The organism is Hymenobacter tibetensis (assembly GCF_022827545.1).
Lineage (GTDB): Bacteria > Bacteroidota > Bacteroidia > Cytophagales > Hymenobacteraceae > Hymenobacter > Hymenobacter tibetensis.
Genome location: NZ_CP094670.1, coordinates 99700 through 112356 on the forward strand (window position 1 = coordinate 99700; position 12657 = coordinate 112356).

Sequence of the window (12657 nt, forward strand, 5' to 3'; positions counted from 1 at the left end):
CAGTAGTAAAGTGGCAATGAAACGAGCAAGATGCTCGTGAACTAGTTCTTTGTATTGGTGATAATAGCGCCTAATCATATGCTTTCCACTAAAGCCCCAGCTGCGCAGAGGCTTCATTTGCTTTATATACAGACCAAGGTATTCACTTCCTCTCTGCTAGTCAAGCTTGAAACCACAAGCCTACTTTCCACTTCCGGCGGCGCAAGGGCAAGACACCAACGCTCAGGTAGTGTACATGGGCGCTCTGCTTACCTTACGTTCAGGACCTTACCACGAGCAAGGCGCTGCGTTTTACTATACGTTCTTGGAGCCGGTAGTGGATTGGTGCTGTGGTCGACGACGAGCAAGGACGGCGGTGATTCCCGACGATTTCTATCCCTGAAAGTAAGATGTTATGGTTTTGCGACCTTTTGGGCGCGGCCGTATCAGGGTGCAGAATTCGGGGTTGGATGGCGCTACATCCTCTTCGCCAGGATTGTCTGATACATCTTATCCTCGGAAGTAAACACTACTACTAGTTAGGTATGAAAGCCAAGCAACGAGCACTACCCAGTCGATTTATTAGGCATCATCCTTACTACAACTCGTGCTCATACTAAGTAAGGATGATGAAAGTGTTGGCAGTGTCGCCGCTGCGTGAATGCCACACGTTGCCCCGCTCAAACTTCAACGGGTTGTTTCAGCTTACTACCCAAGCAGAAGCCTTGTTATGACTATACACCAGCAGAAGTTAGCCGACTATTACGCCCACCAGCCCGCACAGTTATCCAACGCTACCTGGCCGAGTGGGGGGCACTTTCGGGCGTGGCGGCTAGAGGAGTTTCTCGCCGACTTCGAGTTGATGGGCGTCTACAGCCGCAAGGATTTTTTTAAGGTCACCCTCAGTACCGGACCCTCCACCTACCACTACGCGCACCAGCGCTTGGAGCTAGCCCCCGATGAACCCGCCTTGGTGTTTACCAACACGCAGATACCTTACGCCTGGGAATTGCCCGCCGCTGCTACCTGTCGGGGCTATTGCTGCGTTTTCACCGAGGAGTTTGTGCCGACACGTACGCTCATGCGGCCGGCCGATTGGGCGGTGTTCGCGCCCGACCAACCCAGTTTTTTTCGCCTCACGCCCGACCAGCACGCCGGGTTTGTGCGCTTGTTCGAGCAGATGCTCGTCGAACAGGATTCCGACTACCCCGCCAAAGACGAGCTGCTGTACCACTACCTGATGACGTGCATCCACGGGGCCTTGAAACTGGCTCCTGTGGAAGAAGCGCGCACTATCAGCGGCCCCGAGCGTCTGGTGGCCGCCTTCCACACGCTGCTAGCCCGCCAGTACCCCATCGTGACGCCAGCCCGGCGCTTGGAACTGCGCACGCCCGCCGATTTTGCCGACCGCCTGGCCGTGCACGTCAACTACCTCAACCGCGTGCTGAAGGCTGCCACCGGCAAGCCTACGTCCCACCTGCTGGCCGAGCGTCTGGTGCAGGAAGCCCGTACCCTGCTGCTGCATACCGACTGGCCCATTAGCCGCATCGGCTACTGCCTGGGCTTCGAGGAGCCCACGCATTTCGCCCAGTTGTTTCGCAAAGTGGCTGGCTGCGCGCCCTCCGCCCTGCGGCGGGTTTGATTGGCGTCGGCATTGGTTTGATTGGCGTTAGCAGGCCCATAGGGGGCCAAACTACTTTTGTAGAGCAAACAGGACCTCCGTCCCTGAGCCAATCAACCCACTGAGTAATAGCCCTATGAAAACCTGGTTTATCACCGGCACCTCCGCCGGCTTCGGCCGTCTACTAACCGAAAAACTCCTGGCCCGTGGCGAGCGAGTGGCCGCCACGCTCCGCAAACCCGACGCCCTCCACGACCTGCAAGCTCAATACGGCGAGCAACTCTGGGTGGCCGCTCTGGACGTAACCGATACGGCGGCCGTGCGCCAAGTTATCGGGCAAGCTTTCGCCGACCTAGGCCGCATCGACGTGGTAGTCAACAACGCCGCCTACGCCTTGTTCGGTGCGGGCGAGGAAGCCGACGACGAGCAGATTCAGCAGCAGTTAGCCACCAACCTGACGGGCTCTATGCAGGTTATCCGGGCCGCGCTGCCCCACCTGCGGGCCCAGGGCGGCGGGCGCATCCTGCAGCTTTCGTCTGAAGGTGGGCAGATTGCCTACCCGAACTTTGGCTACTACCACGCCACCAAATGGGGCATCGAGGGCTACGTGGAAGCTGTGGCTCAGGAAGTTGCGCCGTTCGGTATCGAGTTTACGCTGGTGGAGCCCGGTCCGGCCCGCACGAGCTTCGGTAGCGGACTAGTCCACGCAACGCCCCTGCCTGAATACGAGGCCACGCCCGCCGGCGACGTCCGCCGCGGCGTGAGCGACGGCAGCTTTGCCATAACCGGCGACCCGGTCAAAATGGTCGACGCCATGCTCGATTCCGTAGACCAACGCCCCGCCCCGCGGCGGCTAACGCTCGGGCGCGAGGCCTACACTAAAATCCGAGCAGCTTTGGTACAGCGCCTAGCGGAGCTAGATGTGCAACAAGCCGTGGCCTTTTCCACCGAGATTGACGAGTAAACAAAGAGCTTAAATACCAGTCAGACCCCGTCACGCAGCGTTTTATGCTGCCTGACGGGGTCTGACTGATGAAAAACCTATACCAGCATTAGAGCACATCCAGCGTCAATACTTGGCCACCAATCTCTCGTAAGCGGGCAAAATAGACAGCGGGTTCAAGCAATTGGTAGGGGAAATACAATCCTGCTGGGGCAGCTGGCTTCCCGTCAAGCCCTAACAGTCGCTCCAGAACCATGGCCACGCCTAGCCCCGTCAGCGGCATTTGCCCCTGCGGGTGGACCACCGCGTGCCGCGTGCGCAACAGCTGACCCGCGTGGTCTTCTCCTGCCAGCTCGATGATGATTTCGGTGGACATTGGCTCGCCGCGGCGGCGAGTGGAACTTACGCCTAACGCAAGCTTGAAGTGCACATTCAGCGCATCGGTAGCAGTAGCCAACCCTAGCACGTCGTAGACCGAGAAGGTCGACGCTTCCATCTCAGTGCCGTCTGCGGCGCGGAACGAGGTGCGGGCTTCGTCGCCCACGCACCAAGTAAAGGCCCCGTCGCGGCGCGTGAGGGCCGCAGGCACGGTCTTGGTTTGGCGCTCTAAGTCGGCGTAGGCGGCTGGGCCAGCAGCATCCTGCTCGTCAAGCAGCGCGCCGATGGTGATGTCGTGCACCCGCCCGAAGGCCTTGGCGAACTCCAGCGTGGGAATGGTGGTGGCTCCCACCAGCCACTCCGTGCCCAAAACGACCGGTGCAGCCTGCGGCCGGTGGATGTACGCTGCCACTTCAGGGCCCATTTCAATGATGCCGGGTGAAATGCTGAGGTGCGGCACGCCACGGGTTTGGGCAAACCGGAGCGCCGCAACTTTGTCGTCGGTAAACAACACAGCTACGGCACTGACTGGCCGCTCGCCGAGGCCCAAGTCAGTTGCGTCAAGCTGCAGCGCTACGCCCTCCGCCCCGCCAATTTCAGCCGCGGCTTCCTGCGCTCGGGCTAGGTCGCGCCCGCCGAGCAAGAGAGGAACCTCGGGATGCGCGGCGTGCAGCAAACGGGCCGCCCAGCGGCCAACAATACCAGAACCGCCGACTAAGAGAATGGGAGCTAGTGCCATAGGACTCGTTGTTGGGTAGTTGAGTAGGAACCGGCGTTTACGATGTAGCTGGGCTGGTAAGATGCGCGAACTTATCATAAACGGCTCGGATGATAGCGCTAACGAACCTTTTCCTACACAGTTTTCAGAAAAACCTGCTTGACGCAACGCCAGGTTTCGGATAGCTTTCGACTACAGTTCACTCATGACCACTTGCTGTTTTTAGGCGCAGTACATCGGGTCTGCTTGGTGGCTATTCGTTGTTCTATGCACGCACCTGACAAGTTGCTGCTAGGCTTGCTAATACTCTCGCCTGTGCTAGGCACGGCCTTTATTTCAGCGCATAGCACACTTGCCCGGTCCATGACGGAGCCGGCTTGCTGCGGGCAGCCAAGCCAAGCACGGGCGCCATCACTGAATCGAGCAGTCTCCTCTCCTGGCGGATTGGAGCGGTTGCCGCTCTATGTTTGGCAGCACGTGAAGTAGGCTAAGCTACCACACTAAGAGAGACGTATGTTTGTCTCCTTCCGGGTGGACACAACTAGGCGTTTGCAGCAGATTCGGCTGCGCAACAGCTTAGGTGCCGCGTACGATCAGGCAGTGTAGTGCATCTTCCGGCAAATGCCACCTTGACAACCCGCCCTCCGGTAGGGAAAGCGGCTGACACAGGCGTTGACTATACCGGCGCTTTTCACGGAAGCGGCCCGGCGAGACTAGGATACAGCACCTAGCAAGCTATGAAGTGCTGATAGCATCGGGCCATATACCCAGCGCTAACCCAGTGTAAACCTGATCGGTAACGATTGTGATACCTTCATTCGCCGATTTGTCGGTTTCAGCCATCCGTTAGCCCAAAGGATTTCCTTACTTGGAAATGCCTTCCAGCGAACGATGAGCCTTGCGGTACCAAGCTCTCTCGGTATGGATGAGCTTGCACCGTTAGGCACAACAACATGAACCGGTTCACTTGCTGGCTGCTTTTGCTGGCCACTGTAGTAAGCACGAAGAGCGTCGCGCAAACGATTGCCACTCTTGAAGTGGTAGTTCCTGCCACTCCAAGCCGCTTGGAAACACCGGTCAAAGCCAGCTTGGATGCCCTTACTTTATTGCCCGACTCGGTACTGACCCTGGTAGAAGTGCAAGGCACCAAACGCACGAGCGTACCCTTCCAGATCGAACACGGACCGGAGCGCATCATCCATTGGATACTCGACCCGGCCACCAGCAAAACCAGCAAGCGCGCCTATGAATTGGTGAAAGGCAAGCCCAGCAAGGCGAGTGCGCCGATGCGTGTACAAGATGCGCAAGGCTCTTTCACCATCACGAGCAAAGGCACTAACCTGCTGCGCTACAACTACAAAACGGTATACCCGCCCACCGGCATTGACACGGCCTACAAGCGGAGCGGCTTTATTCACCCGTTGTGGTCGCCGCACGGCCAGGAGCTAACCCGGATTCAAGCGCCCGACCACTACCACCACTACGGCATCTGGAATCCGTGGACGCATGTGTTGTTCGAGAAAGACACCGTCGATTTCTGGAACATCCGGGACCGAAAAGGCACTGTGCGCTTCGCCAAGGCAGTTTCCACCACTGAAGGCCCCGTGTACAGCGAGTACCAAGTGTTGCAGGAGCATGTGGCATTCAAAAAAGGCGGCACGGAAAAAGTGGCTTTAAACGAGTTGCAAGAGGTACGAGTGTATCAGCCGCAGGGAAAAGACTACTATATAGCCGACGTCACCATCAATATGAATTGCGCCAGCGCCAGCCCGGTGTTGCTGCTGGCGTACCGGTACGGCGGGTTTGGCTGGCGCACCACCGAAAAGTGGAACAAGGATAACAGCGAGGTGCTCACCTCGGAAGGCAAAACCCGCAAGGAGGCCGACGGCTCTACGGCGCGCTGGTGCATTGTGCAGGGCCAACTCGACAACGACTACGCCGGGGTGGTGATGATGTCGTACCCAACCAACTATAATCACCCCGAGCCGCTGCGCATCTGGCCCGAAACGCAGAATGGCCGCGGCGACATGTTTGCCAACTTCTCGCCCACCAAGAACAGGAACTGGCAACTCAACCCCGGCCAAACTTATACGCTCAAATACCGCCTAATCGTGTACAACGGGCATTTCACGAAAGAAAAAGCGGATAGTGGTTGGCAGGCCTTTAGCGCCGAACCCAAGGTTACGGTGCAGCGCAAGTGATACGTTCTTCTGATCTGTGTAAAAATTCCTCCCATGAGCGAAGAAAAAACCTCCCCGGTTTCCAGAAGAAGCTTTCTGGAAACATCCACCAAAGCTGCGGCCGCCACCCTGGTGTTCGGTGGTTTCCCGACCATTGTGCCGGCCAGCGTTTTCGGCAAAAATGCGCCTAGCAACCGCATCAACATCGGGGCCATAGGCACGGGGCGCATCTCCCGCATTCATGACATGCCCGGCGTGTGGCAGTACGACCAAGCCCAGATCATGGCCGTTTGCGACGTGGACACCCGGCGCGCCGAAGAAGGCAAACAGCTGGTCAACGAGTATTACACCAAGAAAAACGGCAAGCCCTTCGACGGCGTGAAGGTCTACCACGATTACCAAGCACTACTCCAGAACAAAGACATCGACGGCGTCTTAATCAGTACCCCCGACCATTGGCACGCGTTAATTGGGATGGCGGCCGTAAGGGCGGGCAAAGATGTGTACTGCCAGAAACCAACGTCTTTGACCATTGCCGAAGGCAGGGCCCTGAGCGACGCCGTGAAAAGCACGGGGCGCATTTTTCAGATTGGCAGCCAGCAACGGTCCTCTACGCAGTTTCGCTACGCAGCCGAACTAGTGCGCAACGGGCGCATCGGTACTCTGAAAACCGTGTCTATCGGGTTGCCCGGCGACCCTTCGGGCGAGGAAGAGGTGGCCATGCCGGTGCCCACCAACTTAAACTACGACCGGTGGCTGGGCTCGACACCCGAAGTATATTACACCGAAAAACGTGTGCACCCCCAGCAGGGCTACGACCGCCCCGGTTGGTTGCGTTGCGAGCAATTTGGGGCGGGCATGATTACGGGTTGGGGCTCGCACCACGTCGATTGCGCCCACTGGGCCATGAACACCGAACACACCGGCCCGGTGGAAGTCTCGGGCAGTGCCGAATTCCCCAAAAAGGGCCTCTGGGACGTGCACGGGCCGTTCCGAACCGAGGGGCGCTACGCCAACGGGGTGCACATGATTATCAGCGACAGTTTGCCCAACGGTATCAAGTTTGAGGGCACCGAGGGCTGGATCTTTGTGTCGCGCGGCGATGCCAAGGCTACCTCCAGCGACCCGGTTAGCTTGCAAGCCGCCAAAGCGCTGGATGCCAGCGACCCCAAGATCATCCAATCGGTAATCGGGCCCAACGAAATCCACCTCTACGAAAGCAAAGAGCACCACGGCAACTGGCTGGAGTGCATCAAGTCGCGCAAGCAACCCATTGCGCCCGTGGAAGTGGGGCACCGCTCCTGCTCTACGTGTTTAATTCATCATATTGTAATGAAGTTGAAGCGCAAAGTGTACTGGGACCCCGCCAAGGAGCAGTTCGTGAATGATGCCGAGGCGAACCGCCTGCTTTCCCGTCCCCAGCGCAAGCCCTACACACTGCCGGGCTAATGTGGTTCGGCAACGCTTACGCGTAGTGGGAAGGCGTTTTGTTTTACTGTTCGTTGAAGAAGATGAAGAACCTATTCGTTGTCAGCCCCTTCTTTTTCTTGCCCCTGCTGCCCTGCCTCGCACAAACCGCCGCTCCCAAACCTAGCGCCCCGGTTCAGCTTATTACCCTCGATCCTGGTCATTTTCACGCGGCGCTGGTGCAGAAGTCGATGTACAAGAAGGTGGACCCGACCGTGCACGTGTACGCACCCGAAGGCACCGATTTGCAACAGCACCTAGCTAGAGTAACAGCTTATAACACCCGCACCGAGGCGCCCACGCACTGGCAGCAGCAAGTATACACCGGGCCAGATTTCTTTGCCAAGATGCTAGCCGAAAAGGCCGGCAATGTGGTAGTGGTAGCCGGCAACAATCAAAAGAAGACGGAATACATTGCGCAGTCTTTGCAGGCCGGCTTCAACGTGCTGGCCGACAAGCCCATGTGCATCAACAGCAAGGAGTTTAAGACCCTGGAAAGTGCCTTCGCAACAGCTAAGAAGAAAGACTTGCTGCTGTATGATATCATGACCGAGCGGTTTGAGATACCCACGATTCTGCAAAAAGAGCTGACCCAGATGCCGGCGGTATTTGGCACCTTGGAGAAAGGAACTCCCCAGAATCCTGCGGTAGTCAAGGAAAGTACCCACTGCTTTTACAAGAACGTTTCGGGCAGCGTGCTCACCCGGCCCGCCTGGTTTATGGACGTCACGCAGGAAGGCGAGGGCCTGGTGGACGTAACCACCCACTTAGTGGATTTGGTGCAGTGGGAATGCTTTCCGGAGCGGGCTTTAGACTACAAAAAAGATATTCAGGTGCTATCGGCCAAGCGCTGGGCCACACCCATGAGTTTAAGTGAATTCAAGGTTATTACCAAGCAAAGCAGCTTTCCCGACTACCTCAAGAAAGACCTCGTCAATGACAGTCTGTTAAAGGTGTACAGCAACGGCACCATTTCCTATAAGCTGCTCGGGGTGCATGCCCAGGTATCGGTGACGTGGGCCTACAAAGCCCCGGATGGCGCCGGCGACACGCATTATTCGCTGATGCGGGGCACCAAAGCCAACCTCGTCATTCGCCAAGGAGCCCCCCAGCAGTACAAGCCAACGCTCTACATCGAGCCTCGGGCAGGTGATGCCGCTTACGAAAAAGGGTTGCAGCAAGAATTCAAGAAACTCCAGGCGAAATACCCCGGCGTAGCACTCAAGAAGGTGGACAAAGGCTGGGAAGTACTGATTCCTGACAGCTACCGCGAAGGGCACGAAGCCCACTTTGCCCGCGTAACCGAGCATTTTCTGGAGTACCTCGAAAAGCGCAACATGCCCTCCTGGGAGGTGCCGAACATGCTGGCCAAATATTACACCACCACCAAGGCGCTGGAAATAGCTACAGAAAGCCCCAAGCAGTAGCGGCCTAAACTCCGCTCGTCCTTTGGTGCTATTGCACCCCTTTCTTTTACCTGCTCTCACGTCAAGTTCAAATCCCATCCTGATGAAAACCACCCTGCTAGCCGTTGGCGTCCTGCTGACTTCCAGTCTCCAGACCCAAATGGCGCCCTTACCTTCCGCTGTGTATAGCAAGCCTAAGCAAGCACCCAAACAGGATGGGGGAAGGCAAAGCAGCGAATTTGCCAAGGGCAGCACCCTTGATCTGGCGGAGCTGGCCATCCATACCTCTACGCTCAAACCAGGGCAAACCAATCATCCGCTGCAAGCTTACAATGACTCAGAAGAGTTGGTAATCGTGCAGGATGGCCGCCTTACGGCCACGGTGCAAGACTCCACCAAAACTCTGGGTCCCGGTGGTCTGCTGCTAATAGTCGCAGGCGACAAGCAAAGCTTCCGCAATGCGTCCGATGCGCCGGCCACGTACTACGTGTTGAAGTTCAAAGCCAAAGACCCGGTAGATAGGCAGCGGGGACTAACCGGTGGGGGCTCTTTCCTAAAGGATTGGAGCCAGTTTAAGGTGGTGAAGACCGATAAAGGCGAAACCCGCCCCGTATTCGACCGGCCGTCTTCGGTGTTTAAGCGCTTTGATGTGCACGCCACCGTGCTCAAGCCGGGCATTGCCAGCCATGCGCCGCACACCCACCGCGCCGAAGAAATCATCTTGATGACGAAAGGCAGCGGCGAAATCCTAATCGACAAGCAAGCACACAAAGCGGCCACCGGGGATGTAGTGCTACTTGGCGCAAATGTGCCCCATGCGTTTACCAATACGGGCAGCGCCGAGTGCGGCTACTTCGCTATTCAATGGCATAGCAATGCGGAATAGGCTGTAGCTCCCATTATTAAATTGCTGGTATTGAAGTGCGTAAGGTAACCAGACCAACGAAGAAGGCAGGGTACTTGCGTTCGGAAAGGCGCCGCAGTGTCTTTTTCTCAATCAGCAGCAACAGTAGGGGGTAGTATGCCCGCACAACGGCTTGGTTAAGTCCTGTGAGTTGCGGCAGAAGGTGATTCTGTATTCCAAGCCGAGTCTTTTAGTACTTGGTGGCAGGATCATCCGGAGAAGTAACGGAATGAAGCAAGATAATAGATACAGGTGCCATGAAAGGAGTAAAGCTTGACGATAATTAAGTAGCTATAGTGGAAGTGCGCTGCGCCTTATTTGAAGGCCTTTGCCAGCAGTGGGCCGTTTAATGCGGCGGGCTTTATCCGACCTCGGGGTCAAAGGCGCTGGGCCAGTAGTGTCGTTTCTGAAGCCACCGTTGCTGGTTGGCGCAACACGTGGCCGAGGACACTGGATAGCTGGCGGGACGCCCGGCGAGAGGTGCGTTTGGTTGCGTCGGCCAGGAAATCAGCCACTTCCTCAGCGTAGAGAGGGGAGTCGTGGCAGTCGTAGAGGCGCACAATGCTATGGTTTTGGGGAGTAAAATTCTAATGAGTTGATTTGGCTGTACTGCAGCGTTTCTTCTATCTTATTTCAACACAAGTTGATGTGTTGTTGACACGCTAATACTCTAAAGACCACTGATGCGACTACTTGTACTTTCGATTTTGGGGCTGTTGTCACTACCTGGTTGTAGTTCCGTTCCCCCCACCCGGGATTCCAATACCAGCAAATGGATCAAGCTCTTTAACGGTAAGGATCTTACGGATTGGTTTGTAAAGATTCAGCACCATGAGGTGAACGAGAATTTTGGCAATACTTTCAGAGCAGAAGATGGGATTATAAAAGTGCGCTATGATCAGTACGGGGACTTCAACGACCAATTCGGCCATCTGTATTACAAAATACCCTTTTCCTACTATCACCTCAAGCTAGAGTACCGCTTTGTGGGAGCCCTCCAACAGGGTGCGCCTAGCTATACCTTACGCAACAGTGGCGTCATGTTTCACTCGCAAGATCCGCGCACGATGCCGAAAGAACAGGACTGGCCTATTTCGGTGGAGTTTCAATTCTTAGGCGGTCTTGGGGATGGAAAGCCGCGTCCTACCGGAAATATGTGCTCGCCAGGCACCCACATCGTCTACAAAGGCCAACTTGATGAGCGCCACTGTATTGATTCCACCTCGAAAACCTACGACGGTGACCAATGGGTTACAGCAGAGCTTATTGTGTTAGGAGATTCGAGCATCACCCACATCATCAATGGCGACACCGTTTTGCGCTATTCCAAGCCGCAGATTGGCGGAGAAGTGGTGAACCGTTTCGATCCGGCAATGAAACAGGACGGAAAAATATTGAAGAGCGGCTTTATTGCGCTGCAAAGCGAAGGGCAGCCGGTTGACTTTAGAAACATCGAACTCAAGGAATTGTCAGCAAAGCCGTAGCTAGCAGCAGACGACCTAAACGAGTTCCTGTGCCCGCTAGTAGCCCCGAGCGGATACTGCTAGACATTTGGTGCTTAACCGATAACTACCGGCGCAACACCTACCACGCCAAGGCATAGCTCTACTTAGCTAGCATTCAACGACGTATGTAATCAATTAAAATAGCCGCTTGAGGATGCTATACGGGTGGAGGAGTACTACGTATAAACCACAATACGTATTGTCCAGTTTGCGCGATTAGTACGGATAGTAGAACTTTGTGCTACGTACTTATCGTAGTTCCTCGTGATTATCCCTTCTACCTCCGTATCCTCGTTACAAGCGCGCCGTCTCGCTATTTATTTCGCGTTGCATTATCCTGCGCATTCTTTCTTGACATTTACTCCCCACCAGCACTTGTTGCTGGATACGTTTCTGCGTGGAGAACTAAGCATAGACCAGTTATTGGTGCACTTAGAAGCGCATGAATACGAGCGGGAACGAAAACCAATATGGGGGCAAGCGTGAGGCAAGACGCTTCACACTTGTCTGGGATGGGGCTAGTTCGCTCGATAATTTTTCGGGTTGCGTAGAACGAACACGCATCTGACGGAGGTGAGTTAGCTGTGGGCAAGGTGATGAGCCGGCGTTCAACCCCGTGCGCATCAGGTAGCTACACCAAGCAGAGTTGAGGCCGGAGCGCTATATTACGGTTGCTTCCTGCTGTTGCCCCCATGGTGATTCGCTTTCAGTTGCCTGCTCCGCCGCTGCAATCTTTTGTGCAGCACTACCTACTTATGCACGTTCGGTACGGAGGAGGCAACCCCGCTCAGGCCAGCAAACCCATGCCGCCCACGCCGCATCATTGCCTGTATTTCTATCCGCGCGATGCTTTGCATAAGCTGGTCCCCAACCAAGCCAAGCCGCTGCAACTGCCTCCTAGCTTCGTGGTGGGCCCGCAGGTGCAGCCCGTATCCCTGCAGTTTGGCCAAGACCATCTGCTGCTGTGCGTTGTTTTCTGGCCGGGCGGGCTGCATCGGCTGCTGGATGTGCCAGTAAAGGAACTGCTGGATGTGTCCGTGGAAGGACGGGCTCTGCTCGGGCCGGCTGTAGCCGCCGTAGAGGCGCGCCTGGCAGAACTCACCGACTACGACGCCATGCTGGCTACCACCGAAGCTTTCTTGCTAGGGGCTTTGCGCCGTCGGCGCGCCCGGCCGGAGCGGCCGCTCGACCGGCTACTGCCCGTGCTGTTGCCTTCTGGCCGCGCCACTGCCTCGCTGGACTGCCTGGCTGCCGACGCTTGCCTGAGTGCGCGGCAATTCGAGCGGGGGTTTGTTGAGCGGGTCGGTCTGTCGCCTAAGCTCTTCGCCCGCTTGGTCCGCTTCGACCAGGCCTATCGGCTCAAAGTCAGCCAGCCAACGCTGGATTGGCTGGCCGTTGCTGTCCGTAGTGGCTACTACGACTACCGCCATCTACTGCGTGATTTCCGCGAGTTTGCGGGTATGACGCCTCCACAGCTGCTGGCCGCCGACCAAGCCTACGTGCACTTCGCCGGGGGCGATGCTCGGATTGGTGGAGTATAATGTCGGATTTTTACT

Annotated in this window: 10 protein-coding genes; 8 read left to right on the forward strand and 2 right to left on the reverse strand. The window is 56.4% G+C overall.

From position 1 onward, the window contains the following. The first annotated feature begins 709 nt into the window (after positions 1-709). Positions 710-1621: a helix-turn-helix domain-containing protein gene (locus tag MTX78_RS23470; protein WP_243803025.1), complete on the forward strand. Its 912-nt coding sequence runs from the start codon at positions 710-712 to the stop codon at positions 1619-1621. Positions 1622-1736: 115 nt separating this feature from the next. Beyond that, positions 1737-2564, forward strand: a complete 828-nt coding sequence (locus MTX78_RS23475) for an SDR family oxidoreductase (RefSeq protein WP_243803027.1) — start codon at positions 1737-1739, stop codon at positions 2562-2564. A gap of 88 nt (positions 2565-2652) precedes the next feature. Here MTX78_RS23475 and MTX78_RS23480 read toward each other — a convergent pair whose 3' ends face one another. Then, positions 2653-3660 carry a Rossmann-fold NAD(P)-binding domain-containing protein gene (locus MTX78_RS23480; protein ID WP_243803029.1) on the reverse strand — a complete coding sequence of 336 codons (1008 nt, stop codon included), beginning with the start codon at positions 3658-3660 and terminating at the stop codon, positions 2653-2655. 932 nt (positions 3661-4592) lie between these two features. On the opposite strand from MTX78_RS23480, the gene MTX78_RS23485 reads away from it, so the two are divergent. The 4 genes from MTX78_RS23485 to MTX78_RS23500 all read left to right on the forward strand — a co-directional run bounded on the left by MTX78_RS23485 (position 4593) and on the right by MTX78_RS23500 (position 9578). Next, positions 4593-5840 (forward strand): DUF6807 domain-containing protein, encoded by a 1248-nt coding sequence (locus MTX78_RS23485; protein WP_243803031.1) that lies wholly within the window; start codon positions 4593-4595, stop codon positions 5838-5840. 33 nt (positions 5841-5873) lie between these two features. Further along, positions 5874-7268, forward strand: coding sequence for a Gfo/Idh/MocA family protein (locus MTX78_RS23490; RefSeq protein WP_243803033.1), 1395 nt, complete (start codon positions 5874-5876; stop codon positions 7266-7268). 62 nt (positions 7269-7330) lie between these two features. Beyond that, the gene (locus MTX78_RS23495) at positions 7331-8713 is read left to right on the forward strand and encodes a putative oxidoreductase C-terminal domain-containing protein (RefSeq protein WP_243803035.1); all 1383 of its coding nucleotides are present in this window, start codon (positions 7331-7333) and stop codon (positions 8711-8713) included. 82 nt (positions 8714-8795) lie between these two features. Beyond that, positions 8796-9578: a cupin domain-containing protein gene (locus MTX78_RS23500; protein WP_243803036.1), complete on the forward strand. Its 783-nt coding sequence runs from the start codon at positions 8796-8798 to the stop codon at positions 9576-9578. A 395-nt stretch (positions 9579-9973) separates the two neighbouring features. Here the strand turns inward: MTX78_RS23500 and MTX78_RS23505 are convergent, their stop codons facing one another. Beyond that, the gene (locus MTX78_RS23505) at positions 9974-10156 is read right to left on the reverse strand and encodes a hypothetical protein (RefSeq protein WP_243803038.1); all 183 of its coding nucleotides are present in this window, start codon (positions 10154-10156) and stop codon (positions 9974-9976) included. Between the two features lie 123 nt (positions 10157-10279). Here MTX78_RS23505 and MTX78_RS23510 point away from each other — a divergent pair, with 123 nt between their 5' ends. Together MTX78_RS23510 and MTX78_RS23515 are read left to right on the forward strand one after the other, a co-directional pair. After that, complete coding sequence (locus MTX78_RS23510; protein ID WP_243803040.1) at positions 10280-11080, forward strand: 3-keto-disaccharide hydrolase; 801 nt, start codon at positions 10280-10282, stop codon at positions 11078-11080. 713 nt (positions 11081-11793) lie between these two features. Continuing rightward, on the forward strand, positions 11794-12642 hold the full coding sequence (locus MTX78_RS23515) for an AraC family transcriptional regulator (protein ID WP_243803041.1): 849 nt from the start codon (positions 11794-11796) through the stop codon (positions 12640-12642). Positions 12643-12657 lie beyond the last annotated feature (15 nt).

Coding starts and splice junctions, on each gene's coding strand:
- MTX78_RS23515 (WP_243803041.1), top strand. CDS start 11,794: ATGGTGATTCGCTTTCAGTTGCCTGCTCCGCCGCTGCAATCTTTTGTG.
- MTX78_RS23470 (WP_243803025.1), top strand. CDS start 710: ATGACTATACACCAGCAGAAGTTAGCCGACTATTACGCCCACCAGCCC.
- MTX78_RS23475 (WP_243803027.1), top strand. CDS start 1,737: ATGAAAACCTGGTTTATCACCGGCACCTCCGCCGGCTTCGGCCGTCTA.
- MTX78_RS23485 (WP_243803031.1), top strand. CDS start 4,593: ATGAACCGGTTCACTTGCTGGCTGCTTTTGCTGGCCACTGTAGTAAGC.
- MTX78_RS23510 (WP_243803040.1), top strand. CDS start 10,280: ATGCGACTACTTGTACTTTCGATTTTGGGGCTGTTGTCACTACCTGGT.
- MTX78_RS23495 (WP_243803035.1), top strand. CDS start 7,331: ATGAAGAACCTATTCGTTGTCAGCCCCTTCTTTTTCTTGCCCCTGCTG.
- MTX78_RS23480 (WP_243803029.1), bottom strand. CDS start 3,660: ATGGCACTAGCTCCCATTCTCTTAGTCGGCGGTTCTGGTATTGTTGGC.
- MTX78_RS23500 (WP_243803036.1), top strand. CDS start 8,796: ATGAAAACCACCCTGCTAGCCGTTGGCGTCCTGCTGACTTCCAGTCTC.
- MTX78_RS23490 (WP_243803033.1), top strand. CDS start 5,874: ATGAGCGAAGAAAAAACCTCCCCGGTTTCCAGAAGAAGCTTTCTGGAA.